This window comes from Kribbella sp. NPDC050241 (assembly GCF_044459685.1).
GTDB lineage: Bacteria > Actinomycetota > Actinomycetes > Propionibacteriales > Kribbellaceae > Kribbella.
This window is the reverse complement of record NZ_JBITJE010000016.1, coordinates 46577-72743: the sequence shown is the minus strand read 5'-3', so window position 1 is coordinate 72743 and position 26167 is coordinate 46577. Positions and strand designations below refer to the sequence as shown.

Sequence of the window (26167 nt, the reverse complement as noted above, 5' to 3'; positions counted from 1 at the left end):
AGCTCATGCGGTTACACTGGTGGGCGATTCGCCGGTGACGCGCCCAGATGGGCGAGCTGGTGCGAGGTGCTTGCACAGTGTCCCCGCGCCTCACAGACGAGGTTGACAAACCTCTGGCGCCCGGCCACAGAGCACCTGTCCGTATCAAGCATGTTGAGAGGCGATCAGCCTGACCACCTTCCGAGAGCTCGGGGTCTTACCCGAGATCTGTGACGCGCTCGATCGCGTCAACATCGTCGAGCCGTTTCCGATCCAGGAAATGACGCTCCCTGTAGCCCTGATGGGTACTGACCTGATCGGTCAGGCCCGGACCGGCACCGGCAAGACGCTGGGTTTCGGCATTCCGTTGCTGCAGCGCACCATCTCCCCCGGCGAGGCCGACTACGAGGAACTGGCCGCCCCCGGGAAGCCGCAGGCACTGGTCGTCACCCCGACCCGTGAGCTGACCATCCAGGTCGCCAAGGACCTCACGACCGCGTCCACCGTGCGTACGGTGCGGGTCCTGACCATCTACGGCGGAGTCGCGTACGAGCCGCAGCTGGACGCACTGAAGAAGGGCGTCGACGTCGTCGTCGGTACGCCGGGACGCCTGCTGGACCTGGCGAACCGCGGCGTGCTCGACCTCGGCCACATCAAGGTCCTGGTCCTCGACGAGGCCGACGAGATGCTCGACCTCGGCTTCCTGCCCGATGTGGAACGCATTCTGCGCAAGACTCCCGAGCTGCGGCAGACGATGTTGTTCTCGGCAACGATGCCGTCGGCCGTGATCGCGCTGGCCCGCACCCACATGCGGCACCCGCTGAACATCCGCGCCGAGTCGCACGAAGACACCGAGATGGTGCCGACGACCGCGCAGTTCGTCTACCGGGCGCACGACCTGGACAAGCCCGAGGTGGTGGCGCGGATCCTGCAGGCCGAGGACCGCGGCCGGGTGATGATCTTCTGCCGGACCAAGCGGGAGGCGTCCCGCCTCACCGACGACCTGCAGGACCGCGGGTTCAAGGCCGCCGCGATCCACGGCGACCTGAACCAGCAGGCCCGCGAGCGGGCGCTGACCCGGTTCCGCGGCGACAAGATCGACGTACTGATCTGCACCGACGTCGCGGCCCGTGGCATCGACGTCGAGGGCGTCACGCACGTCATCAACAACACCTGCCCCGAGGACGAGAAGGCCTACATCCACCGGATCGGCCGGACCGGCCGGGCGGGTGCGAGCGGTATCGCGGTGACGTTCGTCGACTGGCCGGACGTGACCCGCTGGAAGACCATCAACAAGGCGCTCGACCTGCCGTACGACGAGCCGCAGGAGATCTACTCGACGTCGCCGGAGCTGTACCACGACCTGGGCATCCCGACCGATGCGAAGGGCCGGATCAAGCCGGCCAAGGAGCAGCGCGACGAGAAGCCGGCCCGGGAGCCGCGCCGCAGCGAGGACCGCACCGAGGAAGGCGAGCGTCCGGCAGCCCGGAAGCGGAACCGGACCCGCAAGCGCACTCGTTCCGGGCAGCCGCTCGAAGAGGGCGCCGACGTCACCACCAAGACCGAGGTCCCACCCCCCACGGAATCCGCGACGGAGGCCGCCGAGGCTCCGGCCGAGCGGAAGCCGCGCAAGCGGGCCCGCACTCGCAAGACCGCGGAGAAGCCTGCCGAGAAGGCCGTTGAGACGGCTGCTCCCGAGCCTGCCGCTCCCAAGCCTGCCGCCGCCGCGCCTGCCGAGAAGGCTGCGCCGGAGCCGGGCACGAGCCCGACCGTCCCCCTGTTCACCGCTCCGGAGTGACCTGCCCGTCGCCCGACCGTGGCTGAACAGTGACCTCAGCCTGCAACACCCGGCCTCTCGTGGACCGTCCTAGGACGGAAACCACGAGAGAGGGGCTGGGTGATGAGGCGGATCAGGGGTGCCGTGGTCGGAATGGCGGCGCTGGGGGTCGTGTTGCTGGCGGGTTGCGGGGGCAACAGCAACGAAAGCACCGCTGAAGGGGTGTCCGGTCCCGCGCAGCGGCAGGATGGCGGCAGCGGCGCATCCGCGGGCGACAGCGGCAAAGTCGCGGAGGGCGAGTCCAGCAACGTCGCGCCCAAGGCCCAGGGGCAGCCGCAGGCGCAGCCGAGCGTGACCCGGGCGATCATCAAGACGGGTTCGCTCACGGTCGAGGCCGACGACGTGAACGGTCAACGGCAGAAGGCGATCACCGTGGTCACCACACTGCGTGGCCAGGTCGCGTCCGAGGACACCGGCAGCAATGCCGACGGCAAGATCACCCAGGCGAACCTGGTGCTCAAGGTTCCTACCGCGTCGTACGAGACCGCGATCCAGCGCCTGTCCGACCTCGGCAAGCGGGTGCAGATCCACCAGGAGTCCGCCGACGTCACCGAGCAGGTGGTCGACGTGGAGAGCCGCATCAACTCCCAGCGCGCGAGCCTCGATCGGATGCGAACCCTGCTCGCGAAGGCGAACACGATCGGCGAGATCGTCTCGGTCGAGACCGAGCTGACCCGGCGTGAGGCCGACCTGGAGTCCCTGCTGGCCAAGCAGAAGAATCTCTCCCTCCAGACCGAGCTCGCCACGCTCACGCTGACCCTGACCGAGAAGGGCAAGCCTCCCGTCGCGGAGGACCCGGATCGCGGCTTCCTGGCCGGACTGAAGGGCGGCTGGAACGCGTTCGTCGCGACCTTCTCCGCACTGGCGACCGCACTCGGCGCGGTTCTCCCGTTCGTGGTGCTGTTCGCGCTGATCGGCGTACCGCTGTGGCGGAACCGGCACCGTCTGCGCCGTCAGCCTGCCCTTCCGCAGACTCCGGACGGCGGGCAGTAGGTCAGAGCAGCGCGCCGGCCAGAGCCCGGTAGGCCTTGGCACCGGCCGAGGCCGGCGCGGTGCTGAGCACGGTCTCCCCGATCGCCGGCGCCTCCGCGAACCGGATCGACTTCGGGATCGACGGCTGCAGCACGTCCAGCGAGTACGTGTCCGCGATCGTCTCCAGCACCGCCCGGGCATGCGTCGTGCGGCCGTCGTACAGCGTCGGCAGTACGCCGAGCACGTGCAAGCCCGGGTTGGTCAACCGCTGTACGTCGTGAATCGTGTCAAGTAGTTGCCCTACGCCACGATGTGCCAGAGTCTCGCACTGCAAGGGAATCAGGACCTCGGACGCCGCCGACAACCCGTTCACGGTCAGCAGCCCGAGGGTCGGCGGGCAGTCGACAATGATCCAGTCGTACGACGCCCGCAGTGGGCGCAAGGCGGTCCGCAGCATCTGCTCCGGGCTGGTCTCCTGCGCGATCCGGACCTCCGCGGTGGCCAGCTCGATCGTGGCGGGCAGCAGGTCCGCTCCGTCCCCGAGCTTGACCAACACGTCCCGCGCTCTCACGCCGCCGAGCAGCACCTGGTAGATCGACGTGTCCAGGTCCTCGGGGTCGATCCCGACCGAGAACGTCAGGCACGCCTGCGGGTCCAGATCCACGAGCAGCACCCGTTGACCCAGCTCCGTCAGGGCAGCGCCGAGCGTCGCGACGGTGGTCGTCTTGGCCACGCCGCCTTTCTGGTTGGCAACAGCCATGGTGCGAGGCACCCGGCCATTGTGCCGTACCGGCGACTACCCTCTTGACTTGTGAGTACGCCGCGCACGTTGACGCTGCCCGACGGGGTCCACCCCGCGACCCTCGACACCGACCGGGGTTCCTTCGCCACGCTCATGGCAGTGCCGAGGTACGGTACGCCGCTCGGCACTGTGCTGCTCGTACCAGGGTGGACCGGCAGCAAGGAGGACTTCACTCCGCTGGTCGACCACCTGTGCCGGTACGGATGGCGCACGGTGGCGGTCGACCAGCGTGGTCAGTACGAGACCCCCGGGCCCACCGAGCGGTCGGCGTACACGCTGGAGGAATTCGGCGCCGATGCGGTCGCGATGAGCAAGGCGCTCGGCGGGTACAGCCAGTTGGTCGGGCATTCGTTCGGCGGACTGGTTGCGCGGGAGGCCGTGCTGACCGATCCGTCGGTGTTCTCGACCATCACGCTGCTGTGCTCGGGTCCTGCGGCGTTCACGGACGAGTCGAAGGTGCAGGGCCTGCAGATGCTCGCGTTCGGGCTGGATAACCTGCCGATCGAGCAGGTGTACGACCTGAAGCTGGAGCACGACAGCTTGGTGCCCGGGTACGTGACGCCGCCGGATGAGATCGCGGCGTTCCTCCGCAAGCGGTTCACCAGCAACAACCCGGCCGGCCTCGCCGAGATCACTCGCCGCCTGATGGACGCCGACGACAAGACCGACCGGCTGGCCAAGTCCGGCGTCCGCACGCAGATCGCGTACGGCGCCTCCGACGACGGCTGGCCGATCACGGTCCAGGCCGACGTGGCGGAGCGGCTCGGCATTCAGGCCCAGATCATCCCCGACGCCGGCCACTCCCCGGCCATCGAGCAGCCCGCCGCGACGGCCCGGCTCCTGGTCGACTTCTTCCACGACCAGACCTTCATCGACTGACGCCGGTCACTCGACGGGTTGCACCGCGGGCTTGACTGTCAGCAGGTTGAGGCCGACCGGCGTGAGCGCGGTCTTCACTGCCTCGGTGTAGACCAGGACCTCGACCTCGGCGCGGCCACCGCCCGGAGACGACGCGGACGCGGTCTGGATGCCGAGCTCCTGCTTTGCCGTGAGGTTGGTCAGGGTCTGGTAGATGCGGTTGACGTCGCCGCGGCTGAGCAGGGCCCTGGACACGCAGAGGTTGCCGTCGAACACCTTGTCCAGGGAGGTCCGGAACGCCTCCAGATCCCCGTGCGCGACGCCGACCTGCACGACGACCGGCTTGCTCCGGCCGTGACCGGCCGGGTACTGGATGAGCGGCTCAGAGATCTGGGAGCTGTGCGCGTCGAGGAAGGCCAGGACCGTGGGCGCATTGAGGTTGTTGGGCTTCGACACCCAGCCGCCCTGCGGGGCCTTGCACGGCAGCGGCGGGATCTGCGGTGCGGGCGGTGCGACGAACGCCTTCTGCTCCTGGACGTCGATGGATCGGTTGCCCCAGACCCCGATCAGGGTCGCGGTCCCCTGGCGTACGTTCTTGACCGTCCGCGCGTCGCCGAGCCGGTCGAGGTCGACACCTTTGAGCTTGACGGCGATGGTGGCCGGGCAGCTGGGAGCGGGCTCCTGACCGGGCGGATAACCCACCAGATCCGTCGGGTGCGACGGGCAGAACACAGGCTCCTGACCTTGTACGGCGATCACCTCGCCGCCGGCCTGGACCTTGTCACCGGCGCGGACCAGCAGCTTGTCGTTCACCGGATCCGGTTGGGTGGCACCTGGCATCGGAGTGGACGCCTGGTTGCCTTGGGCAAAGGCTTGCTGGGTGTCACCAGTTGCGGGTGGGACGGCGGCCGGGTCCTGGCCGCCGTCCGGGAGGACGGTGAGCGCGGCGGCGGCGATCGCGGCGACGCTGGCGGCGGCCAGCGCCGGTACCCAGCGACGGGGAGGGCGGCGACCGCCGAGAATATGCTCCAAGTCTGGTTCGGGGGCCGACGGCTGGTCCGCGCGCCACCGCGCACCGGCCCGCGTCAGCAGGTCGTCGACCTCGTCGGTCGGGTTCATTCGCTGACCTCCAGCAGGGCGCGCAGGCGGGACCGCGCATCGGACAGGGTGGACTTGACGGTGCCTTCGGAGCAGCCCATCACCGCGGCCGTGTCGGCGATCGACAGGTCGACGAAGTAGTAGCAGTCCACTGCGAGGCGCTGTCTTGCCGACAACGAGGTGAGCGCGTGGTCCACGTCCACCCGGGCATCCAGGTCCGGCCGCGACACCGGCCGATCGTGCTCGTCGAACTCCCCGGCCGGCCGCAACCGCCGCGCCGCCTTCCGGGCCTGGTCCGCGGTGATCGCGAGCAGCCACGCCGACGGCGTACCCCGGCTCGCGTCGTACTGACTCCGCTTCGCCCACGCCCGCGCCAGTGCGTCCTGCACGATGTCGTCCCGGTCGGCCCCCACCGCGAGCCGCCCCGCCAGCCGGGCCATCGCGGGCAGATGCGGGCGCACCCACTCGACGAACCCAGCCCCGTCCGCCGGCGGACCCACCACCACAGCAGGCTCATCCGTCATCGTCGGCATACCCTGTCTACCCCCGAATCCCACTTCCGGTTGGGTCCCTACCCGCAGTTCAACGACCCCACCACCCCCAAGTCACACCCCACCCCACTTCGTAACCTCCCCGAGTTATCCACAATTCACGAAACCCACCCCACAGCCGCTCCCCCGGTCACTACGGTCGAAGAACCACGACCTGGGGAGATCAGATGCCATCCGAGCCGTCCGAGTTGCACCGAGCCTTCGCTGCGCACGGTGAGCTCGATTGGGGCCAGAGCCTGGTGTCAGTGGCCGACATGGCCAGGATGCACGGCCGGCCCGCAGCGGAGAAGAGCATGCGGCTGCTCGCCGAGGTGACGGCGATCGAGCCTCAGGTGACCGCGGACTTCCTGGACTCGCTGCCCGCGTCGGCAGCGCCGTACCGACTGAGTCGGCGCGTCAAGTCGCCGGAGTCCCTCGCCCGGAAGATCCAGCTTTGGGAGGAGGTCGACCGTCGCTTCCCGATAGATGACGTGCTGCGATACACCGCGCTGACTCGGACGCCCGAGGAGCTGGTCCGGGCGGCCCGACAGACTGTTGACGAGCTCAACCGCCGCGGTTGGCAGGTCACCTACGCGATGCACTCGTACACCGAAGGCTCCCGGTACAAAGGCATCCACGCATACCTCGCACCACCGCGCGGTCCGCGTGTCGAGGTGCAGTTCCATTCGGCTGCGTCGGTGAAGGTCAAGGAGGCAACGACGCGCTGGTACGAGATCGATCGCAGCGAGACGGCCACGCTCGTAGAGCGGACCGCCGCGCGACAGCAGTGCGTCGATCTGTCAGCCACACTTCAGCCTCCGGCCGGGATCGGCGGGCTGACACGGCTCGGCGGACGAAAGGTCGCAGTCAATAACTACAGTGACTCCCGGCAACCTCCGCGGTATCAGGCGGGTCCGGTGCCGGACCACGAGCTACCTGTGGCGCAATCCAGGACACTAGACAGGAACGACGGGATCACACGATGAAGCTCTATCTGGTGAAGGAAGAGGGGCGGCAGGTGTGGGTCGCCGCGCTGGCGCACGAGACGATGTATTCGTACGTCGCCAATACCGGCAAGTTCCATGCGAACAATGCCCTGCGCAACGACTTCTACGCGGAGCGGTGGTTCACCTACGAGGACATCGGTCCGGCTGAGGCTCGCCGTCTGATCCAGGACGGCATCGGCACCCTCGACGAGACGGACCATGCCACTGCCCTGCAGAAGTGGCGCTCCGACCCAGACCCCCAGGACCCCTCGGACGTCCTCTCGATGGCCGCCGGGCACAACCCCTGATCAGTGGTGGGTGGGGGTGTAGAGCTGGGTTATGACGGATTCGATGGTGGGTTCGGCTACGGAGAGGTCTACGAGGGGGTAGTTGGCGGCTATTTGGGATAGCAGTGGGGCGGCGCTGGTGGTGGTGGGGAAGGTGAGGTGCTGGCGGGGGCCGTCGACCTTGACGACGGTGGCGCCGTGGATCTCGATGGGTGGGAGGGAGGTGGCCAGGTCCACGACCAGGGTGCGCGGGGCCGACTGGCTGGCGCGGAGGCCGGTCAGGGTGCCGTCGTAGATCTGGTGGCCGTGATCGATGACCATGACACGGCTGCACAGGGCTTCGATGTCGTCGAGGTCGTGGGTGGTGAGGATGACGGTGGTACGGCGTTCCGCGTTGACCTGGGCAAGGAACTCGCGCAGCCGAGCCTTGCTGATCACGTCCAGCCCGATCGTCGGCTCGTCGAGGTAGACGATCTCCGGGTCGTGCAGCAACGCGGCCGCGATGTCGCCGCGCATCCGTTGACCCAGCGACAGTTGACGAACAGGTACGTCGAGCAGTTCGCCGAGATCCAGCAGTTCGACGAACGTCGCGAGGTTCTCGCGGTGCCTCGCGATTGGAACGTCGTACATCTTCTGCAGTACGGCGAACGAGTCCTTCAGCGGCAGGTCCCACCACAGCGTGGTGCGCTGCCCGAAGACGACGCCGATCCGCTTGGCCAGCTTGAGCCGGTGGCGGGACGGGTCCACCCCGGCGACGCGGATCGTGCCGCTGCTCGGGACCAGGATGCCGGTCAGCATCTTGATCGTTGTGGACTTCCCAGCGCCGTTCGGCCCGATGTAGCCCATCACCTCACCTGGTTCGACGGTGAACGACATCCCGTCCACGGCGCGCACTTCCCGCCGGGTACGGCGAAATCCGTTCCGCGACGTGACGGTGAAGGTGCGGGATACGTTCGACAACTCGATGACTGCCACTGCTCAGCTCCCTGTACTGCGGTAACGACGGAGACCGCCCCGCCACGCCAGTGACGCCAGCGCGACCATCGCGACGGCGACCAGCGGAGACAGCAGACCGATCCATGACGGCAGGCCCAGCGGGGCCGGCTTACCCAGCACGAACAGCACCGGGTAGTAGTTGACGAAGGCAAGCGGTACGAGGAACGTGACGGCCCAGACGATCTCCTTGCCGAAGACCGACAACGGGTACTGCGTCAGCGTCTGACCGCCGTACGTGAACGAGTTGGCCAGCTCGGCGGAGTCGATCGCGAGGAACTGGAACGCGGCGCCGAGCACGAAGATCGCCGCGAAGATGATCGAGCCGGTGATCACAGACAGCACCAGCACGACGATCCTGGCCGCCGTCCAATCGACGTGAACGTTGCTGAGGGCAAATGCAAGCACGAGGCCGGCCTGCAGCGGCCGGCCGATCCGGCGCAGCGCGAACCCGTCCGCGGCGGTCTGCAGGAACGCCGGCATGGGCCGGATCAGGTAGACGTCGAGCGACCCGGTACGGATCCGCTCGCCGACGCGCTCGATCGATCCGGTGAACAAGTCGGCTATCCCGAGCGTCATCGAGGCCGTTGCGTAGAGCAACGCCATCTCCCCGATGGTGAACCCGCCGAACGTGTCGATGTGGCTGAACATCAGCACGATCGCGACGAAGTCGGTCACAGTGAGCAGCATCGAACTGAACAGCATCAGCACGAACGACGCCGGATAGGCCAGCGACGACCGGATCCACATCACGACGAGCATCCAGTACTGCGCGGGTGCCCGGCGGAGTCGCTCAACCACCCTGGATCACCACCTTCCGGGTCGCCACCGACGTGGTGAGCTGCCCGGCCAGCAGCAGCACCAGGAGCCACCCGAGCTGGAACATCAGCGCCGAGGCGATCCCGCCGGGGTTGCGGCCGAGCCAGATGTCGATCGGCACCTGCAGCGTCGCGGCCCACGGCGTCGCCCGCGCGAACTCGCCGAGCCAGCCGGGGAACACGACCAGCGGCAGGATCGTCCCGGAGAAGAAGCACGACAACAACAACGCGAGCTGTTCCATGCCGCGCGTATCGGTGATCCAGAACCCGGACAACGCGACCAGGTAGCGGATGGTGAAGCTCACCAGGATCCCCAGCACCAGCCCGACCGCGACGGCGAGCCACGTGATCGGGTCGCTCGGGAACTTCAGGTCGAACACCAGCGCACCGACCACCAGCGGCGCACCACCGCGGACCAGCAGCTGGAACATCGCGCGCCCGAGGTCGACGGACAGCCACCACAGCAACAGATGCGTCGGCCGGTACAGGTCGACGGCGATCTCACCGGTGCGGACACGCTCGCCGAGCTCGACCGTGGTGGTGGCACCGAAGATCCCGATCGGCATCAGCAGCCCCTGCTGCAACCACACGAACGTCAGCGCATCGGCGACGTCGTACCCGCCGAGCCCCGGCCGCTCGTGCCACAAGGTCAGGTAGATACCGCACAGGATGAACCCGAACACGGTATTGGTGAACGCGCCGGACGCGGTCGCGATCCGGTACGTCGAGAAGCGCCGGAACGACCGTACGCCGATCGCCCAATAGACGCCCAAGGCAACCTCCTCTCCGAACTTCGAGGTGGTGTCCGGATCCAGCGGCACGCAGAACTACCCCGAATCCGACAGGACCGGGGGGTTCGGACACCACTGTGACAGGCATGGCTGAACCACACCGTTTTCAAGGCAAGGATCGGACAGTACGCCGCACTCCAGGCAGCCGTCAACCGGATTCTTCGGTGGTGCTCCCACGATGGGTGCTCTGCGTAGGACTACCGGTCCGGGCGGGGACCCCTCAGACCTCGCCCGGACCGGGACTGGGAGGGATCAGCTGATTTCGGCCTCGAGGACTCGGTTCAGGAGGGTGGCGAACGGGGCCGGGTGGCTCGAGTAGCCGGCGTGGCCGCCGGGGAAGGTCACGACGGGCCAGCCGAGGTGTTGTGCGATCAGTTGGATCGGGCGGCCGGGGAGGAGTTCGATCGACTGTAGGCCGGCGGCCGGGACGATTCGGTCGGCGACGGTCTTCAGCGCGTCCAGGTCCGGCTGGTAGCGGGTGAACGGCAGCAGTTTGTGCTGGTAGAAGGTGCCCGCGTTGGCTTGCATCCGCTCGGCCAGCTCGCGGTACTCCGGCAGCAGGTCCTCCAGCGGCGGCATCGCGTCGTCGTCCATCCCGGTGCCCATCAGGAAAAGCACGTCGGCCGCCGCGACCCCGTCGGTCTTGTGGGTATCGTGCACGTCCTCGAAGAACGCGCGCGCGTCCTCGACGTCCGGCAGCACCTCGACGCACGGCGGTTCGTGCGCGACCAGCATCCGAACCCGGTCCGGGTGGCGGGTGATCAGCTCGAGTCCGGTGATCGCGCCGGAGCTGCTGCCGAAGACGAACGCCGGTTCGTCGCCGGCGACCGCGTCGATCAACGCCAGCGCGTCCTCGGCCGACTGGTCGACGCACTCGTCGACCGGTTGACCGTCGTACGGGCTGCGCGAGTTGCCGCGCGGGTCGTACGCCACCACGGTGTAGTCGGCCGCGAGCTGCCCGACCATGCCGTCGAACACCCCCGCATCCGTCCCGCCCCCGGCGATCAGCAGCAGCACCGGCCCGGCCCCCGTCACCTCGTAGTGCAGCGTCGCCCCCGGTACCGCCAGCTTGTTCACGGTCTTCGCACCCATCAGGCACCCCTCTCTCGTGCCTCCACTTTCGCCTCCCTCGCTGGCACCCCGCGCACATGCCGCTGGTACGGCGCCCTCAGCCAACTTCAGACGGCGTCCGCCAGTCAGAGGGCGTCAGCTGAGGGACTCGTCCGTGGACGGGATCGGAGACGTGTCGTCGAGGCCCGCCCAGGAGTCGCGGGGTGGGGCGGCGCGGCGACCTTCGGGGCAGATGCGGACGAAGTCGCACCAGCCGCACAGGGGTGACGGCTCAGGTGGGAACGCCTCGTCGGCTTCGGCGGGGGTCAGCCCTTCACGCCAGCGGACCTCGGCGGCGGCCGCATCATCCGCGATCGACTCCGCCCGGCGCTGGTGGCGGGCGAGCGACGCGTCGTCGTGCTCGGCCGCAGCCACCGTGTTCGTCGGCAGGTGGTGGAGCTCGACCCGCGTGCACGGCTTGTGCAGGACCCGCCGCGCGCCGAGTACATACAGCGCCATCGCCAACGACGACCGCGCATCCACCGGTGTCAGCGGACGCCGGCCGGTCTTGTAGTCGACGATCGCCAGCTCGGTCCCGCCGCTGCCGTCCCGCCTCGGGCGCTCGTCGATCCGGTCGACGCGCCCGCGCAGCGACGCCCGCTCGGTGGTGAAGGCGACGGTGCGCTCCACCCCGCGCGGTTGGAAGTACGGATCCGAGTCGCGCAGATACCCGAGCACCATCTCGGTCGACCGCTCGCGCCAGTCCAGCGACTGCTGGTCGTCCCGGAAGCCCTCGCTCCGCCAGCTCGACCGCATCTTCGCGACCACCTCGTCCGGCGTACGGCGGGCGGCCGGCCAGCGACCGAAGAAGTCGGCGAGCACCTCATGCACGATGGCCCCGACCGTGTTGTGCGCCCACGGTGGTCCCTTCGGCGGCCGCGGCGTCTCCAGATACGTGTACCGGTACTTCCGCTTGCAGTCCGTGAACGTGAGCAGCTTGGTCGGCGTCGCGACGAACAGCCGCGTCGGCATCCCGGGCAGCATGTCGCTCACATCAGCCCGCCTTGATGAAGTCGGTGACGGCATCGGCCACCAGCTGTACGGCGATCGCACTCAGGAGCAGGCCGGCGATCCGGGTGACGAGGAGTACGCCGTTCTCCCCCAGCAACCGCATGATGATCCCGGAGAATCGCAGCGTCAGCCACATCACCACGTGGATCAGGATGATGCCGACAGAGATCGCCATCACGTCCGGGAGTGCGCCGTTCGCCCGCTGCACGAACACCATGGTCGCGACGATCGCACCCGGCCCGGCCAGCAACGGCGTACCCAGCGGGACGAACGCGATGTTGACGTTCTTGGTCTGGACCGGGTCCTCGGCAGTGTCGGTCAGCAATTGCAGCGCGATCAGCAGAAGCAGCAGACCGCCGGCGGCCTGCAGGGCAGGCAGCGTGATGCCGAGGTGGTGCAGGATCTGCTGCCCGAAGGCCGCGAACACCACGATCACGCCGAATGCGACCAGCACCGCCTGCCAGGCGGCCTTCTTCCGGACCGCGCGAGATTGGCCCGCGGTGAGCGAGATGAACACCGGCACGGTGCCGGGCGGATCCATGATCACGAACAGCGTGACCACGACCTCGCTCAGCAGCCCGAGGTTGATGACACTGTTCACGGCAGGTAGGCCTCGGGCACCTGAGCGTCGGTGGCGGCCGCGTTCGCCTTGGCGACCTCGAGCAGCCGCTCGAACTGCTCGGGCTCGGTCGAGTTCACCCCCAGCTCGTGGTCGATCTTGCCCACGCCGTGGTGGTCGCTGGAGCCGGTGGCGATGATGCCGAGCTCGTCGGCGATCCGATGCAGCGCGGCCCGGGATTCGGCCGAGTGGTCCTGGTGGTCGACCTCGATCCCGGCCAGGCCGTGGTCCGCGACGAGCGCGGCGATGGCGTCCTGGGTCATCACCTTGTAGCTGGACCGGCCCCACGGGTGCGCGATCACCGGTACGCCGCCGGCCGCGCGGACCAGGTCGATCGCGCGACCAGGTTCGATCGCATAGTGCGAGACATGACCGGCCCGGCCGTCGGCGAGATACCGGTCGAACGCCTCGCCCCGGTTAGCGACCGTGCCGTTGGCGACCAGCGCGTCGGCCACGTGCGGCCGCCCGACGGACGGCGTACCGGTGGCCTGGGCCAGCACCTCGTCGACGGTCAGCGACACGCCGATGCTGTTCAGCCGGGCCACGATCGACGGGATCCGGTCGGTGCGGCCGTCACGGACGATCCGCAGCTCCTCGGCGAGCTCAGGCTGGGACGGGTCGAGAAGGTAGCCGAGCAGGTGGACGCTGATACCGCGAAGCTTGCAGGAGATCTCGATCCCCGGCACGAACCCGATCTCCAGCTCCTCCGCGGCCCGGCGGCCGTCGGTCCACCCGTCGGCGGTGTCGTGATCGGTGAGCGCGATCACATCGAGGCCGGCCTGCTGCGCGTGCGCGATCAGGACGTCCACCGGATCGGTGCCGTCCGAGCGGTTCGAATGGGTGTGCAGATCGATGCGCACGAGCGGTGAGGATCCCTTCGGTGTCCGTGACCATGTCCGTGATCATGTCGGTGGTCATGTCCGTGATCAGGACATCTGTCACCGCAGATGCTAGCCGCGTTCACACGCCGGACCTGTCAGTTGTCCCCAGGCGAGCACTATCCTGCCGTGGCATGGATGCCGAGCGGGTCGACTGTGTGGGTGCTCTCGTGTACGACGAGCAGCGCCGGCTGCTCGTGGTACGCCGGGCCAACGAACCCGGCCGCGGGCTGTGGTCCATCCCCGGCGGGCGAGTCGAGCCCGGCGAGAACGATCCGGCGGCAGTGGCGCGCGAGGTCGCCGAGGAAACCGGCCTGACCGTGCAGGTCGGGGCCATGGTCGGCGAGGTCGAACGCGACGGCCCGAAAGGCCGGCTCTACGTGATCCGCGACTACGCAGCGACCGCGGTGGGCGGCACGCTCACTCCCGGTGACGACGCGACCGACGCGAAGTTCGTCAGCCGTACCGAGTTCCTCGCCCTGTCGACCACAACCCTGCTCGTTTCCACGTTGGAACAGTGGAACGCCCTGCCCGGCTGATCAGCAGGTGGTGACTGATGTCGAGCGGGTGCTCGGGCGCCCGGCCGGGACCTTCCGCGATTGGGTGCAAAGCAATCGCGCTGCGTTCGGGTGATCGGCCAGACTGTCCCCGTGGAGAACGTGGTGCGGGCGATCGAGGAGAACGCGGCCGAACTGCTGATGGCGATGGGGGCCGCCGGGGGTGGTGTGCAGCGCGACGACGCCGCAGCACGGTGGACGATCGGCGGGTCGCCGATCGATTACCACAACGCGGAGGTTGGGGCGGCCGGCGAGCAGGTGATCGCGGAATCCCTTGCTGAGTTGAGGAATCACGGCGTACCGGGGAGCTGGCATGTCGGGCCGGCGATGCGGTCGGACGGTCTGGCTGAGCGGTTGGTCGCGGGCGGGTTCACGTTCGGCGGGAGTGAGCCCGGGATGGCGGTGCGGCTGGACGAGTTGCGTACGCCGGCCGTCGTACCAGGGCTGGAGATTACGCGCGTACGGGACGACGAGGAGCTCGCGACCTGGGAGGCGACGCTCGGGCGTGGATTCGGGGAGGGTGTGAAGGAGGCTCGGTGGGTCGCCGAGGTCTACCGGAAGCTCGGGTACGGGGATCCGTGGCGTCACTACCTCGGACGGCTCGACGGTGAGCCGATCGCGACGACCACGATCTTCCTCGGCGCCGGCGTCGCCGGGGTGTACTTCGTGATGACGGTCCCCGAGGCGCGACGGCGCGGGATCGGTGCGGCGATCACGTATGCCGCCCTCCGCGAGGCCGCCGGCGTTGCGGAGTACGGCGTACTGGGGTCGTCGCCGGCCGGGCGGTCTGTGTACGCCGGGCTCGGGTTTCGCGAGTACTGCACGATCGATCTCTACGAATGGGCCCCGACCGGCTGAGCGGCCGCGACAGTCTGGCGCTGGCGCAGCAGCAGCCAGGCGTCGACGAGGACCACAACTGCGGTCAGGCCGTGGACGCCGAGCGCGGTGGCGACCGAGCCGTCGTGGGTGAGTACGACGATCATGTCCGTGACCGGGATGAGTGTGGCGAGTGCCATCACGATGCCGGTGGCACGGCGCTGGCCGAGGGCGAACAGGACCAGGATGTTCAGGCCGCAGACGATGTCGCGGATCCCCTTCACGGCGAAGTAGCCGGCCGCGGTGCCGGTCGGCCAGGGATCGATGCCGAAACCGGCGGCGGCTCCGTGCCCGTCGAACAGGAACCGCAGGCCGAACGAGATCGGGAACAGACCGAGCAGGACGGTGAGCACGGTGACGAAACGACGCATGACTGACTCCTTGATGACCTAGCAGCGCTAATTTCTCTAGCGACGCTAGCATTGCCGTTGCTAGATTGTCTAGCAGTGCTAAGATCCGGTCTATGCCGAGTCAGACACGCAGGGAACGGGCGCGGGAGGAGCGGCGGGAGCTGATCGTCCGGACCGCCCGCGAGCTCGCCGAGGCCGAAGGGTGGGAGGCCGTCACCACCCGCCGCCTGGCCGAAGCCGTCGACTACAGCCAGCCCGTCCTCTACGGCCACTTCAAGAACATGGACGCCATCTCCACCGCCGTGGCACTCGAAGGCTTCGAAGAACTGGCCGCCGGACTTCGCGCGGGCCGGGAACGCGACGGCCTACGCGGACTGGCCGAGGCCTACCTGCGGTACGCCGAGGAACATCCGGCCGTCTACGATGCGATGTTCGTACGGCGTACGGACCTGGTGTTCGGCGACGCCGGCACCCCCGCGATCCTCAGAACGACGTTCGGCGAAATCCTGGCCGTCGTCACCCCCTTCGCCCCCGACGACCCCGAAACCCTCACCGAGGTCTTCTGGAGCTCCCTCCACGGCCTGGCCACCCTCGCCAACGGATCCCGCCTCCGCCCCACCCACCACCAACAACGCCTCGACCACCTAGTCGCGATCATCAGCCACCCCTGAACCTCGGAAACCAATCGCCACCCAGCGGCGATTTGTTTCCGGACAGCGGCGGTACGAGGCGGTTGTCCACAGCCGCCTCGGCGAGCGCCGGCGAAATCCGTCACGCTTGAGCGGATGGACTGGTGGTGGCGGCGACAGCTCGCAGACGAGGGCATCGATGCGCTGATCCATGACCAGAATCGGATCGTGTCGCGCGTCCAGCTGTCCGCCGCCGGCTGGTCCAAGGCACGGGTCCGGCAGCCGTTGCGGGCTCGACGCTGGCAAACCGTTCACCCAGGCGTCTACGCCACCCACACCGGCCCCATCGGGTACGACGAGCAGTTGCTGGCGGCCCTGCTCTACTCCGGACCCGAAGCGGCTTGGAGCCATTACACCGCGGCGGAGCAGCTCGGTCTGATCACCCCGGACAGCAACCGCCCGGTGCACGTGACGATCCCGGAACACCGCCGGGTCAGGCGGCAGCCGAATCTCGTCGTACATCGCGACCAGCACTGGGCGGCTCGCCTCGCGGCCGTCGTACCGCCTCGACGGACTCCGGCGCACGCCGTCCTCGACATCGTGGGCAGCACACGATCGCTTGACCGGGCGGCGGCGGTGATCGCCGAGGCCTGTCAGAGCGGCCGAGTCGCTCCCGCGGAGATCGCGACGGCACTGGCCGTCCGTCCGCGGTTGCGGCATCGCCGGTCGCTACGGCCGATCATCGAGGATGTCGCTGCCGGGTCGCATTCTCTGCTCGAGCTGCGCTATCTGCGCGACGTCGAACGCCGGCACGCGTTGCCGACCGGTCAGCGACAACGCGCGGTGGACCGCGAATTCACTGACGTGTTCTATGCCGGGTTCGAGCTCGTGGTCGAGCTTGACGGGCGGCTCCACCTCGTCCCGCGGCAGCGCTGGCGCGACCTCGATCGGGACAACCGTGCCACGCTGCGGACCGAGTCGACGCTGCGTTACGGCTGGTTCGACGTCACCGGCCGGCCGTGTCAGGCCGCCGTACAGGTGCTGCAGCTACTGCGTCGGCGAGCGCCGGCCCTGGCGGCGAAGCGGTGCGGGCCTGCCTGCCCGGTCCGCTGACGATCTTCGGAAACAAGGAGTCTCTCACCGGCGACTTGTTTCCGGAGAGCGGTTAGTTGTTCCAGTGGTGGATTGCTGGGGAGCCTCGTTCCCAGCCTAGGACTGAGATGGTGGCGGTGTTGAGGACGAAGTGGCGGCCTTCGGTGACGTCTAGTTCGAGCCAGCGGGCGGTGAGGGCGCGGAGGGCGTGAGAGTGGCCGAAGACGAGGACGTCGCCGTCGACGGCGGCGATGCGGGCGTTGACGCGGTCGAGGCGGGCCGCCACCTGAGCCGGGGTTTCGCCGTTGGGTACGGGATCGTCCCAGACCGTCCAGCCGGGCACGGTCTCGCGGATCTCCGCGGTGGTGATGCCTTCGTAGTCCCCGTAGTCCCACTCGACCAGGTCGTCGTCGACCTCGGCGTCCGGGTAGCCGGCCAGCTCCGCCGTACGCCGGGCACGCTGCCGCGGTGAGGTGAGGACCAGGTCGAAGTTCTCGGCCGCCAGGCGCTGCTTCAGCGACGCCGCGACCTGCTCGCCGTCCGCGGTCAGCGGAAGGTCGGTGACGGACGTGTGCCGGCCGGACCGGCTCCACTCGGTCTCGCCGTGCCGGACCAGGAAGAGCTGGTCGATTCGTTCCGGTGTGGTCACGCTTTCATCGTCGCAGATCGGGGCCGAGGTCTTGACCGATGCACCTGGGGCAGGGCAGGGTCAGAAACTGTAAGCGCTTCCACTCCGACCCTCAGGAGCGAGCACGTGGCATCCGGGACCAGCGGGAGGCCGGCGACGATCTACGACGTCGCGGCCCGCGCGAAGCTGTCGATAGCGACGGTTTCGCGCGTCCTGCAAGGGACCGGACCGGTGTCGGAGAAGGCGCGGGCCCGGGTCGACCAGGCGGCGCAGGAGCTCAACTACGTACCGCTGCGCGCCGCCCGAAGCCTGGCGGTACAACGGCATGAGGCGCATGGGCTCGTACTGCCCGACCTGGCCGGCCCGTTCTACGGCGACCTGCTGATGGGGTACGAACGCTGGGCCGGCGAGCACGGCCAGAGCGTGGTGATCACGGTGACACACGGCCACCCCGATCCCCGCCGCAGCGTCCGCGACCTGGCCGGCCGGGTCGACGGGATAGTTGTCCACGGCAACGCTCTGGATCTGCCGACGATCCAGGACCTGCGCAAGACCGGCGCCCCGCTGGTGCTGGTCGCCCATCCGCCGATGACCGGCTGCGACTCGGTCCGCAGCGAGAGTGCGGCCAGCGCCGAGCAGCTGACGAACCGGTTGCTCGATCACGGCCACACGAACCTGTTGTTCGTCGGCGATCCGGCCAGTTCGTACGACGTCTCCGAGCGGTACGCCGGGTTCGCCCGGGCCCACGCCGGTCGGGGGCTGGAGCCGCCGGAGCCCGAGCGGGTCCCGCTCACCGAGGAGGCCGGCGCCGAGGTCGGCGAGAGGGTGCTTCGGGCAACGAACCCGCCGGACGGACTGGTCTGCGCGAACGACGAGCTCGCGCTGGCGGCGATGAACAGCCTGAGTGCGCAAGGAATCGGCGTACCGGACGAGATCGTGGTGACCGGGTGGGACGACGTGATGGCGGCGCGGTACGTGTCGCCGGGGCTCACGACGGTGCGGCAGCCGATGATCGAGCTCGGCCGGCTCGCGGCGCAACGACTGCACGAACGCGTGACCGGGGAACGGACCCGGGCGCGGAACGACGTACTGGCGACACAACTCGTGCTACGGGACAGCTGTGGCACGGTGCAACCGGGGGATGCAGCAGGAACCGAGTGAGGAGACAACACATGTTCACCCACAGCATCCGCCGCCGATTGGTGATCGGCAGCGCTGCGCTCACCGCCACCGCTCTCGCACTCGCGGGATGTGGCCGGTCCGAGGACACCCCGAGCGGGGGTTCACAGGCGACGACGACGGTCAGCGAAGGACCCGCCACCGGCAATCTGACCGTGTGGGCGATGGGGACCGAGGGCGAGAACCTGCCCAAGCTGATGCAGCAGTTCCAGCAGGCCAACCCGGGCGTGAAGGTGACCGTCACGCCGATCCCGTGGGACGCCGCACACAGCAAGTTCACCACCGCGATCACCGCGCAGTCGCTGCCGGACGCCGCGATGGTCGGCACCACATGGATGGGCGAGTTCGCCGACCTCGGCGCGCTCGACCCGACCCCGCAGGGCTTCGACACCGACGGCTTCTACCCCGGCGCGCTGGACACCACCAAGGTGGGCGACACCCAGTACGGCGTTCCGTGGTACGTCGAGACGCGGTTGGTCTACTACCGCAAGGACCTGGCCGCGAAGGCCGGGATCACCACGCCGCCGACCGACTGGGACGGCCTGAAGGCGATGGCCAAGGCGATGAAGGACAAGGCCGGCGCGAAGTACGGGATCAACCTGCAGCCGGGCGGTACCGGCTCCTGGCAGACCGTGATGCCGTTCGCCTGGTCCGCCGGCGCGAACCTCACCACGGACGACCAGAAGGAGTTCACCTTCGACACCCCGGAGATGCAGGAGGGGCTGAAGTACTACCAGAGCTTCTTCACCGAGAAGCTGGCCGGGACCGACCTGCCGCCGAACCAGACCGAGGCGCAGTTCGTCAACGGCCAGGTGCCGATGTTCGTCTCCGGGCCGTGGATGGCCGGGTCGGTGGCCAAGCTCGGCGGCGACGCGATCAAGCCGAACATCGGTGTGTTCGAGATCCCGAAGAACAAGACCTCGACGTCGTTCGTGGGTGGGTCCAACTTCGTCGTGTTCAAGACGTCGAAGAACAAGGACAGCGCCTGGAAGCTGGTCAAGTTCCTGTCCGATCCGAAGACGCAGGCGGCGTGGTTCAAGATGTCGTCCGACCTGCCGGCGGTGAAGAGCGCGTGGCAGGACCCGAGCATCGCCTCCGACCCGCTGCTGCCGGTGTTCGGCAAGCAGTTGGAGAGCGCGAAGGCACCGCCCGCGGTGGTGAACTGGGAGCAGGTCGCGAACGCGTTCGACACCGAGATCGAGAAGATGGCGAAGTCGGGCCAGTCCCCCGCCGACACCGCCAAAGCCACCCAGACCAAGGCATCGTCGATCGGCACCGGTAGCTGATCCCGATGGTTCATGACACGGCTCCCGACGAGGCGCTGCGGACCTCGTCGGGAGGACCGCCATCGGGTGGACGAGCAAGCACGGTACGTCCGCGCCCCCGCACCAGGCGGCTGGATCGGCAGACCTTCGCGGCGTGGGTGCTCGTCCTTCCGTTCGTGCTGCTGTTCCTCGCGTTCACGGCCGGGCCGGTGCTGGGGTCGTTGGGGATGAGCTTCACCGACATGCGGCAGCGGGATCTGCGGACGCCGTTCGCGGTGAACGGGGTCGGGTTCGGCAACTACGTGAAGGCGTTGTCGGACGAGACCTTCCGCAAGGCCGCGTTCAACACGGCGTACTTCGTGATCCTCGGCGTACCGCTGACACTGGTGGTCGCGCTGGCGGCCGCGGTGCTGCTGGACCGTGGTGTGAAGCGGTTCCAGAGCCTGTTCAAGGTCGGCTACTACCTGCCGGTGGTCACGTCGATCGTCGCGATCGCGGTGATCTGGCGGTTCCTGCTGGCGCCCGACTCCGGCCTGGTGAACACCGTGCTCGGCTGGTTCGGCATCGACGGGCCGAACTGGCTGGCGTCGAAGACGTTGGCGATGCCGTCGCTGATCGCGATGGCGATCTGGCGCAACTTCGGCTCCGCGATGATCATCTTCCTGGCCGGTCTGCAAGGCATCCCGCAGACCGTCGAGGAGGCCGGTCAGATCGACGGTGCGAGCTCGTGGCAACGATTCCGCTACCTGATCCTGCCGTTGCTGCGTCCGACCGTGCTGTTCACCAGCGTGACCACCGGCATCGGCTACCTGCAGTTCTTCGAGGAGCCGCTGGTGATGACCCAGGGCGGTCCGCTGAACAGCACGCTGTCGGTGTCGATGTACACCTACCAGCAGTTCGGGTTCGGCAACTACGGCCTGGCCACGTCGATGGCCTACATCCTGTTCGTCGTCATCGCCGTCGTCACGTTCATCCAGTTCCGGCTGCTGAGGGAGAAGTGATGCGCCGTACCTGGTGGATCTACCTGATCGGGGTGCTCGGCCTGGTGGCCGTCGCGGCGCCGTTCCTGTGGATGGTGCTCGGCAGCTTCAAGACGCAGGGCGAACTGCTCCGCGTCCCGCCGACCTGGTGGCCGGACAATCCGACCACACAGAATTACGGCGACCTGTTCCGCAAGGCGAGCTTCCCGCGCTACTTCCTCAACTCGACCGTGGTCGCGCTGGTCGTGACGGCCGGGAACCTGACGTTCTGCTCGATGATCGGCTATGCGCTGGCCAAGCTGCGGTTCAAGGGCCGCGACACTCTCTTTGTAGTGGTCCTGGCGACGCTGATGATCCCCGGCATGGTCACGTTCGTGCCGCTGTTCGTGCTCGTCACCAACGCCGGGCTGGCGAACACCTACCCCGGCCTGATCCTGCCGTTCCTGGTGTCGCCGTTCGGTGTCTTCCTGATGCGGCAGTTCTTCTCCGGACTGCCGGACGATCTGATGGACGCCGGCCGGGTGGACGGCACCAGTGAACTGGGCATCTTCGGCCGGATCATGCTGCCGTTGACGCGGCCGGCCCTGGCCACGCTCGGCATCCTGACCTTCCTCGGTTCCTGGAACAACTTCCTCTGGCCGCTGGTGATCGCCCAGACCGAGGACAAATACACCCTTCCCGTCGCCCTGGCGCTGTACTCGACCGGCCAGAACGCGCAGAACTACGGCCTGCTGATGGCCGGCGCGGTCGTGGTCGTCCTGCCGGTGCTGGTGATGTTCCTCGTCTTCCAGCGGCATGTCACCAAGGGCATAGCCATCACCGGACTGAAATAGCCACAGCACCGGACTCAAATAACCCTTCTGGAGACTTAGATGACCGCCAACATCAGTCGCCGTACCCTGCTCGCCGCCGGCACCGCCGCCACTCTCATCGGAACCGCTGCCCCCGCCTTCGGTGGAACGCGCTCACCTGCGGAACTGTTGATGGGTGGGTGGAAGCCGAGCAAGGCCGACCGCGCACTCGTCGGCCGCTGGGCGCGAGACACCTGGCGCAGCCTGGTCGCGATGACCGACGAGAAGACCGGCCTCCCGGCCGACAACATCGGCTCCTCGGTGACGAACCCGGTCCGCAGCCAGTACACCTCCCCCACCAACATCGGCGGCTACCTGTGGAGCACCGTCGTCGCGCGCCACCTCGGCATCATCTCGCCGAAGGAGTCGCTGCGCCGGATCACCCAGACCCTGACCACGATGTCGAAGGTCGACCACCACGAGCCGAGCGGCATGTACTTCAACTGGTACGACGAATCGACCGGTGAGGTCCGGTACGTCGACCCGGACGGGACGAAGCCGATCACGCCGTTCGTCTCGAGTGTCGACAACGGCTGGCTCGCCTGCGCGTTGATGGTGGTCCGCAGCGCCGAGCCGGGGGCCCGCGCGCTCGCGGATTCGCTGCTCAGCAAGATGAACTTCGCCTACTACTACAACCCCGCGGCCCGGCCAGGCGGTCTGATGCGTGGTGGCTTCTTCGAGACCCCACCGCCGGACGAGGAGACCGACAAGGGCAACCACGCCGGCACCGGCCCGGACGTGTACTACCGCAAGTTCCACTACGACACCTGCAACACCGAGGCTCGGATCGCCGGCTACATCGGATTCGCGCTCGACCAGGTCCCGCACACGCAGTACTTCGCGACGTACCGGACGTTCCCGGACTCGTGCGACTGGTCCTGGGTCGAGCAGAAGCCGAAGGGCGTGCACCGGACGTACCTCGGTCTCGACGTCTTCGAGGGCACCTACTCGTACCGCGGGATGCGGCTCGTGCCGTCCTGGGGCGGCGACATGTTCGAGTCGCTGATGCCCGATCTGTTCATCCCGGAGACGACCTGGGCACCCCGCAGTTGGGGTATCAACCACCCGCTGACCGTCCGCGCGCAGATCGAGCACGGACTGGACGACGCGAAGTACGGCTACTGGGGCTTCTCGCCGGCCTCGAACCCGAAGGGCGGGTACTCCGTCTACGGCGTCGAGGCGATCGGGATGGACCCCGGCGGCTATCCGTCCGACCTGGAGGCGACGAACTTCGACGCCGGCTTCGAGGGCTGCCGCGAGGGCGTCAACCCGAATCCCACCTTCGGCGACGGTGTGGTCACCCCGCACGCCGCGTTCCTGGCGATGCAGTACGCGCCGGGGCAGGCGATCGAGAACCTGCGCCGGATCGAGACGAACCTGCACGCGTACGGCGCGGGTGGCTTCTACGACTCGGTCGCGGTCCGGTCCGGGCTGATCGCCCAGCGGTACCTGGCCCTGGACCAGGCGATGGTGATGGGTGCCATCGGCAACGTCTTCGCCGACGACGTGGTCCGGCGGAACTTCAGCACCACGACGGTCGAGCGCCGGATCCGGCCGCTGATCGCGATGGAGCAGTTCGAGTCCGGGCTCGAGTGACACGACGACAGGAGTCAGCTTGATGCACGACGACGCCTCGGTGGAGGCCAAGACCGACTGGGACGCGCGGATCGCGCTCCGCAGTGACGAGGAGCGCGCGTTCACCTTCCCGGACCTGGATCCGCCGAAGGAGGTGACCGCGACCGGCGGCGCCGGTCAGGTGACGATCGACTGGACGCCGGTGGACGGCGCCGCGGGCTACCTGATCCTGCGGTCCACCGGCGACCACGGCCCGCTCGAGCCGGTCGATCACCACAGTGGAGACATCCTCTCGGTCCCGGCGCCGCCGTACGTCGACACCACCTGCACCCCGGGGACGCCGTACCGGTATGCGGTCGCGAGCGTCCCCGAGGTGACCGCGAGCGGCCGTCCGAGCAGCACGGTGAGCGCCGTACCACTGGTTGCCGACGGCACCGTCCCGGTGGTTTCGGTGACCGTCGACACGACTGCCGAGGGCACCGAACTGGCGACGCCGTGGGTTCCGATGGTCGGCAGCGAACGGCTCAGCCAGCTGCTCTGCACGGATCGCACCGGTGGTCACGAGATCGGCGCGGAGCTGGAGCAGGCACTTCGCCGGATGCACGACGAGATCGGGGTACGCACGGTCCGGGCGCATGCGATCTTCCATGACGACACCCGCGTGTACGCCGAGGTCGACGGCGAACCGGCGTACGACTTCTCGGTCGTCGACGCGATCTACGACAAGCTGCTGGCGATCGGACTGCGGCCGGTGGTCGAGCTCGGGTTCATGCCGCGGGACCTGGCCAGTGATCCGGCCAAGACCGTGTTCGCGTACGGCGCGATCATCTCGCCGCCGAAGTCGTACGAGCGCTGGTACGACCTGGTCCGCGCACTGGTGCTGCACCTGGTCGAGAGGTACGGCCTCGACGAGGTACTGACCTGGGACTTCGAGGTGTGGAACGAGGCCAACCTGGAGGTCTTCTGGTCCGGCACGAAAGCCGAGTACCTGCATCTGTACGACGTGACCGCGGCAGCGGTGAAGTCGGTGGACCCGCGACTGGCGATCGGCGGACCGTCGTCGGCCGCGGCGGGCTGGGTGGACGACCTGCTCGCGCATGCGGCGGCAGAGGGTACGCCGGTGGACTTCGTGTCGACGCACACCTACGGCAGTCCGCCGCTCGATGTGCAGGCGTCGCTGGATCGGCACGGGTTCGGCGACGCGCGGATCCTGTGGACCGAGTGGGGCGTGACCCCGACGCACTTCAACCCGATCAACGACTCGGTGTTCTCCGGAGTGTTCCTGCTGCGCGGGATGAAGTCGGCGGCCGGGCGGGTCGACGCGCTCGCGTACTGGGTCGCGTCGGACCACTTCGAGGAGCTCGGCCGTCCGCCGCGGTTCCTGCATGGTGGCTTCGGCTTGCAGACCGTTGGTGGACTGGCGAAGCCCCGGTACCACGCGATGAGCCTGCTGAGCCGGCTCGGGCCGGTCGAGCTGCCGGTGACGTGGAGCGGCGACGGTGGCGGCAGCCTGGTGGAGGCGTGGGCCTCCCGGGATGACGATCGGATCGCCGTACTGCTGTGGAATCTGACCCTCGACCAGACCAAGTCGGCGGGGGCACCGGAACTGTCCAGGACGGTCCACGTGCAGCTGCCCGGCGTGGATCCGTCCTGGCAGGCCACCGTCACCACACTCGGCATCGGCGTCGGCGATCTCGTCGCAGCCGCCGCCGACTTGGGAATCGGCGATTGGCCCACCGACGAGCAGCTGACCGAGCTGGCCGACCGGAGCCAGATGGTCAGTACTCCGCTGGAGTGGAACGGCTCAGCACTCGAGCTGACCCTCCCGATGCCGTCCGCTGTCCTGGTGGAGCTTCGCCCGAGTCAAGGTTGACCGCGTCCTGGATCCAGCGCTCCACGCCGGCGATGTGGACCGTCGCCCAGGCCCGCGCGACCTCGGGTTCGCGGGCGGCGATGGCGTCGAGGATGGAGCGGTGTTCGGCCACCGATCGGGCGACCGCGCCGGTCTGGGTCAGGCCGCGCCAGATCCGGGCCCGGTACGTCGGCTGACGCAGACTCTCGATGATCGAGGCCAGCGCCCGGTTGCCGCTGCCGATCGCGAGCTGCCGGTGGAACTCCACGTCACAGGCGAGCTGATCGTCCGCCGACGGTTCCTCGCCGAGATCGTCCAGCAGCTTGCGTAATGCGGCGACGTCCTCGTCCGGCATCCGGAGCGCGGCCCGCGCGGCCGCGGCCGGCTCGAGGATCCGGCGTACCTCGAAGAACTCGAGCACCGACGCGTCCTGGTGCAGGTCGAGGACGAACCCCATCGTCTCCATCAGCAGGGACGGGTCGAGGCTCGTCACGAACGTCCCGTCGCCCTGGCGGACCTCGAGGATCCGGATCAGCGCCAGCGCCTTGACCGCCTCGCGCAGCGAGTTCCGGGACAGGCCGAGGCGCGCGGCCAGGTCGGCTTCGCGCGGCAGCCGGTCGCCAGGCTGCAGTTCGCCGGACACGATCATCTGCTTGATCCGGTCGATCGCCTCGTCGGTGACCCGCATGCCAGCCTCCCTGCTCGGCCCGGAAACCTCCGATGTCTTGGGACAATACATCGGAGGTCTACTCGGCGCATCTACG

The 26167-nt window shown here is 68.3% G+C and carries 28 protein-coding genes; 15 read left to right on the top strand and 13 right to left on the bottom strand.

Translation table 11 applies throughout. From position 1 onward, the window contains the following. The first annotated feature begins 259 nt into the window (after nucleotides 1-259). The gene (locus ACIBG5_RS40355; RefSeq protein ID WP_396397286.1) at nucleotides 260-1777 is read left to right on the top strand and encodes a DEAD/DEAH box helicase; all 1518 of its coding nucleotides are present in this window, start codon (nucleotides 260-262) and stop codon (nucleotides 1775-1777) included. A 102-nt stretch (nucleotides 1778-1879) separates the two neighbouring features. Next, a complete protein-coding gene (locus tag ACIBG5_RS40350; RefSeq protein WP_396397285.1) occupies nucleotides 1880-2809 on the top strand; it encodes a DUF4349 domain-containing protein in 930 nt (309 codons plus the stop codon). A gap of 1 nt (nucleotide 2810) precedes the next feature. Here ACIBG5_RS40350 and ACIBG5_RS40345 read toward each other — a convergent pair whose 3' ends face one another. Next, the gene (locus ACIBG5_RS40345) at nucleotides 2811-3560 is read right to left on the bottom strand and encodes a ParA family protein (protein WP_396397284.1); all 750 of its coding nucleotides are present in this window, start codon (nucleotides 3558-3560) and stop codon (nucleotides 2811-2813) included. A gap of 39 nt (nucleotides 3561-3599) precedes the next feature. Between ACIBG5_RS40345 and ACIBG5_RS40340 the strand changes: the two genes are divergently transcribed. Beyond that, a complete protein-coding gene (locus tag ACIBG5_RS40340; protein WP_396397282.1) occupies nucleotides 3600-4469 on the top strand; it encodes an alpha/beta fold hydrolase in 870 nt (289 codons plus the stop codon). A gap of 6 nt (nucleotides 4470-4475) precedes the next feature. On the opposite strand, the gene ACIBG5_RS40335 is transcribed toward ACIBG5_RS40340, so the two are convergent. Further along, entirely contained in the window at nucleotides 4476-5567 is a 1092-nt protein-coding gene (locus ACIBG5_RS40335) for a hypothetical protein (RefSeq protein ID WP_396397281.1), read from the bottom strand. Beyond that, nucleotides 5564-6070, bottom strand: coding sequence for an RNA polymerase sigma factor (locus tag ACIBG5_RS40330; protein WP_396397279.1), 507 nt, complete (start codon nucleotides 6068-6070; stop codon nucleotides 5564-5566). Before ACIBG5_RS40330 ends, ACIBG5_RS40335 begins: the two co-directional genes overlap by 4 nt. A 194-nt stretch (nucleotides 6071-6264) precedes the next feature. Here ACIBG5_RS40330 and ACIBG5_RS40325 point away from each other — a divergent pair, with 194 nt between their 5' ends. Further along, the gene (locus ACIBG5_RS40325) at nucleotides 6265-7062 is read left to right on the top strand and encodes a hypothetical protein (RefSeq protein WP_396397277.1); all 798 of its coding nucleotides are present in this window, start codon (nucleotides 6265-6267) and stop codon (nucleotides 7060-7062) included. Further along, nucleotides 7059-7370 (top strand): hypothetical protein, encoded by a 312-nt coding sequence (locus ACIBG5_RS40320; RefSeq protein ID WP_396397275.1) that lies wholly within the window; start codon nucleotides 7059-7061, stop codon nucleotides 7368-7370. The genes ACIBG5_RS40325 and ACIBG5_RS40320 overlap by 4 nt, the downstream gene beginning before the upstream one ends. Here ACIBG5_RS40320 and ACIBG5_RS40315 read toward each other — a convergent pair whose 3' ends face one another. The 7 genes from ACIBG5_RS40315 to ACIBG5_RS40285 form a co-directional block, all read right to left on the bottom strand. Beyond that, entirely contained in the window at nucleotides 7371-8324 is a 954-nt protein-coding gene (locus ACIBG5_RS40315; RefSeq protein ID WP_396397274.1) for an ATP-binding cassette domain-containing protein, read from the bottom strand. A gap of 3 nt (nucleotides 8325-8327) precedes the next feature. Further along, a complete protein-coding gene (locus ACIBG5_RS40310; protein WP_396397273.1) occupies nucleotides 8328-9143 on the bottom strand; it encodes an ABC transporter permease in 816 nt (271 codons plus the stop codon). Beyond that, nucleotides 9136-9981 carry an ABC transporter permease gene (locus tag ACIBG5_RS40305; protein ID WP_396397272.1) on the bottom strand — a complete coding sequence of 282 codons (846 nt, stop codon included), beginning with the start codon at nucleotides 9979-9981 and terminating at the stop codon, nucleotides 9136-9138. The genes ACIBG5_RS40310 and ACIBG5_RS40305 overlap by 8 nt, the downstream gene beginning before the upstream one ends. 222 nt (nucleotides 9982-10203) lie before the next feature. Beyond that, nucleotides 10204-11043: an alpha/beta fold hydrolase gene (locus ACIBG5_RS40300; protein ID WP_396397270.1), complete on the bottom strand. Its 840-nt coding sequence runs from the start codon at nucleotides 11041-11043 to the stop codon at nucleotides 10204-10206. 114 nt (nucleotides 11044-11157) lie between these two features. Further along, nucleotides 11158-12045, bottom strand: a complete 888-nt coding sequence (locus tag ACIBG5_RS40295) for a RecB family exonuclease (RefSeq protein WP_396397385.1) — start codon at nucleotides 12043-12045, stop codon at nucleotides 11158-11160. 10 nt (nucleotides 12046-12055) lie between these two features. Next, entirely contained in the window at nucleotides 12056-12673 is a 618-nt protein-coding gene (locus tag ACIBG5_RS40290; RefSeq protein ID WP_396397269.1) for a MarC family protein, read from the bottom strand. After that, complete coding sequence (locus tag ACIBG5_RS40285; RefSeq protein WP_396397268.1) at nucleotides 12670-13551, bottom strand: PHP domain-containing protein; 882 nt, start codon at nucleotides 13549-13551, stop codon at nucleotides 12670-12672. The genes ACIBG5_RS40290 and ACIBG5_RS40285 overlap by 4 nt, the downstream gene beginning before the upstream one ends. Nucleotides 13552-13703: 152 nt before the next feature. On the opposite strand from ACIBG5_RS40285, the gene ACIBG5_RS40280 reads away from it, so the two are divergent. Beyond that, nucleotides 13704-14108, top strand: coding sequence for an NUDIX hydrolase (locus tag ACIBG5_RS40280; RefSeq protein ID WP_396397267.1), 405 nt, complete (start codon nucleotides 13704-13706; stop codon nucleotides 14106-14108). Between the two features lie 111 nt (nucleotides 14109-14219). Next, nucleotides 14220-14984: a GNAT family N-acetyltransferase gene (locus ACIBG5_RS40275; RefSeq protein WP_396397266.1), complete on the top strand. Its 765-nt coding sequence runs from the start codon at nucleotides 14220-14222 to the stop codon at nucleotides 14982-14984. Here ACIBG5_RS40275 and ACIBG5_RS40270 read toward each other — a convergent pair. Further along, the gene (locus ACIBG5_RS40270) at nucleotides 14960-15373 is read right to left on the bottom strand and encodes a DUF4267 domain-containing protein (RefSeq protein ID WP_396397264.1); all 414 of its coding nucleotides are present in this window, start codon (nucleotides 15371-15373) and stop codon (nucleotides 14960-14962) included. The genes ACIBG5_RS40275 and ACIBG5_RS40270 overlap by 25 nt on opposite strands. Before the next feature lie 92 nt (nucleotides 15374-15465). Between ACIBG5_RS40270 and ACIBG5_RS40265 the strand changes: the two genes are divergently transcribed. Further along, nucleotides 15466-16023, top strand: coding sequence for a TetR/AcrR family transcriptional regulator (locus ACIBG5_RS40265; protein ID WP_396397262.1), 558 nt, complete (start codon nucleotides 15466-15468; stop codon nucleotides 16021-16023). 114 nt (nucleotides 16024-16137) lie between these two features. Further along, nucleotides 16138-17094, top strand: a complete 957-nt coding sequence (locus tag ACIBG5_RS40260) for a hypothetical protein (protein ID WP_396397261.1) — start codon at nucleotides 16138-16140, stop codon at nucleotides 17092-17094. 52 nt (nucleotides 17095-17146) lie between these two features. On the opposite strand, the gene ACIBG5_RS40255 is transcribed toward ACIBG5_RS40260, so the two are convergent. Continuing rightward, nucleotides 17147-17722 carry a histidine phosphatase family protein gene (locus ACIBG5_RS40255; protein ID WP_396397259.1) on the bottom strand — a complete coding sequence of 192 codons (576 nt, stop codon included), beginning with the start codon at nucleotides 17720-17722 and terminating at the stop codon, nucleotides 17147-17149. 105 nt (nucleotides 17723-17827) lie between these two features. Here ACIBG5_RS40255 and ACIBG5_RS40250 point away from each other — a divergent pair, with 105 nt between their 5' ends. The 6 genes from ACIBG5_RS40250 to ACIBG5_RS40225 are packed head-to-tail and all read left to right on the top strand — an operon-like array spanning nucleotide 17828 to nucleotide 25424. Continuing rightward, entirely contained in the window at nucleotides 17828-18862 is a 1035-nt protein-coding gene (locus ACIBG5_RS40250) for a LacI family DNA-binding transcriptional regulator (RefSeq protein ID WP_396397258.1), read from the top strand. Nucleotides 18863-18873: 11 nt separating this feature from the next. Further along, the gene (locus tag ACIBG5_RS40245) at nucleotides 18874-20166 is read left to right on the top strand and encodes a sugar ABC transporter substrate-binding protein (protein ID WP_396397256.1); all 1293 of its coding nucleotides are present in this window, start codon (nucleotides 18874-18876) and stop codon (nucleotides 20164-20166) included. 5 nt (nucleotides 20167-20171) lie between these two features. Beyond that, nucleotides 20172-21146 carry a carbohydrate ABC transporter permease gene (locus ACIBG5_RS40240; protein WP_396397254.1) on the top strand — a complete coding sequence of 325 codons (975 nt, stop codon included), beginning with the start codon at nucleotides 20172-20174 and terminating at the stop codon, nucleotides 21144-21146. Further along, on the top strand, nucleotides 21146-21958 hold the full coding sequence (locus tag ACIBG5_RS40235; protein ID WP_396397253.1) for a carbohydrate ABC transporter permease: 813 nt from the start codon (nucleotides 21146-21148) through the stop codon (nucleotides 21956-21958). The genes ACIBG5_RS40240 and ACIBG5_RS40235 overlap by 1 nt, the downstream gene beginning before the upstream one ends. A gap of 39 nt (nucleotides 21959-21997) precedes the next feature. Next, on the top strand, nucleotides 21998-23572 hold the full coding sequence (locus ACIBG5_RS40230) for a glucoamylase family protein (RefSeq protein WP_396397252.1): 1575 nt from the start codon (nucleotides 21998-22000) through the stop codon (nucleotides 23570-23572). Between the two features lie 22 nt (nucleotides 23573-23594). Beyond that, nucleotides 23595-25424, top strand: a complete 1830-nt coding sequence (locus ACIBG5_RS40225; RefSeq protein ID WP_396397251.1) for a xylan 1,4-beta-xylosidase — start codon at nucleotides 23595-23597, stop codon at nucleotides 25422-25424. On the opposite strand, the gene ACIBG5_RS40220 is transcribed toward ACIBG5_RS40225, so the two are convergent. After that, nucleotides 25330-26091, bottom strand: coding sequence for a FadR/GntR family transcriptional regulator (locus tag ACIBG5_RS40220; RefSeq protein WP_360451064.1), 762 nt, complete (start codon nucleotides 26089-26091; stop codon nucleotides 25330-25332). The two genes, ACIBG5_RS40225 and ACIBG5_RS40220, sit on opposite strands and share 95 nt — an antisense overlap. Nucleotides 26092-26167: the final 76 nt, after the last annotated feature.

Excerpts from the sequence above, each read along its gene's own strand:
- ACIBG5_RS40230 (WP_396397252.1), top strand. The coding sequence starts at position 21,998 with ATGACCGCCAACATCAGTCGCCGTACCCTGCTCGCCGCCGGCACCGCC.
- ACIBG5_RS40295 (WP_396397385.1), bottom strand. The coding sequence starts at position 12,045 with ATGCTGCCCGGGATGCCGACGCGGCTGTTCGTCGCGACGCCGACCAAG.
- ACIBG5_RS40330 (WP_396397279.1), bottom strand. The coding sequence starts at position 6,070 with ATGACGGATGAGCCTGCTGTGGTGGTGGGTCCGCCGGCGGACGGGGCT.
- ACIBG5_RS40265 (WP_396397262.1), top strand. The coding sequence starts at position 15,466 with ATGCCGAGTCAGACACGCAGGGAACGGGCGCGGGAGGAGCGGCGGGAG.
- ACIBG5_RS40245 (WP_396397256.1), top strand. The coding sequence starts at position 18,874 with ATGTTCACCCACAGCATCCGCCGCCGATTGGTGATCGGCAGCGCTGCG.
- ACIBG5_RS40280 (WP_396397267.1), top strand. The coding sequence starts at position 13,704 with ATGGATGCCGAGCGGGTCGACTGTGTGGGTGCTCTCGTGTACGACGAG.
- ACIBG5_RS40325 (WP_396397277.1), top strand. The coding sequence starts at position 6,265 with ATGCCATCCGAGCCGTCCGAGTTGCACCGAGCCTTCGCTGCGCACGGT.
- ACIBG5_RS40220 (WP_360451064.1), bottom strand. The coding sequence starts at position 26,091 with ATGCGGGTCACCGACGAGGCGATCGACCGGATCAAGCAGATGATCGTG.
- ACIBG5_RS40225 (WP_396397251.1), top strand. The coding sequence starts at position 23,595 with ATGCACGACGACGCCTCGGTGGAGGCCAAGACCGACTGGGACGCGCGG.
- ACIBG5_RS40260 (WP_396397261.1), top strand. The coding sequence starts at position 16,138 with ATGGACTGGTGGTGGCGGCGACAGCTCGCAGACGAGGGCATCGATGCG.
- ACIBG5_RS40355 (WP_396397286.1), top strand. The coding sequence starts at position 260 with ATGACGCTCCCTGTAGCCCTGATGGGTACTGACCTGATCGGTCAGGCC.
- ACIBG5_RS40300 (WP_396397270.1), bottom strand. The coding sequence starts at position 11,043 with ATGGGTGCGAAGACCGTGAACAAGCTGGCGGTACCGGGGGCGACGCTG.
- ACIBG5_RS40335 (WP_396397281.1), bottom strand. The coding sequence starts at position 5,567 with ATGAACCCGACCGACGAGGTCGACGACCTGCTGACGCGGGCCGGTGCG.
- ACIBG5_RS40270 (WP_396397264.1), bottom strand. The coding sequence starts at position 15,373 with ATGCGTCGTTTCGTCACCGTGCTCACCGTCCTGCTCGGTCTGTTCCCG.
- ACIBG5_RS40320 (WP_396397275.1), top strand. The coding sequence starts at position 7,059 with ATGAAGCTCTATCTGGTGAAGGAAGAGGGGCGGCAGGTGTGGGTCGCC.
- ACIBG5_RS40235 (WP_396397253.1), top strand. The coding sequence starts at position 21,146 with ATGCGCCGTACCTGGTGGATCTACCTGATCGGGGTGCTCGGCCTGGTG.
- ACIBG5_RS40350 (WP_396397285.1), top strand. The coding sequence starts at position 1,880 with ATGAGGCGGATCAGGGGTGCCGTGGTCGGAATGGCGGCGCTGGGGGTC.
- ACIBG5_RS40240 (WP_396397254.1), top strand. The coding sequence starts at position 20,172 with ATGGTTCATGACACGGCTCCCGACGAGGCGCTGCGGACCTCGTCGGGA.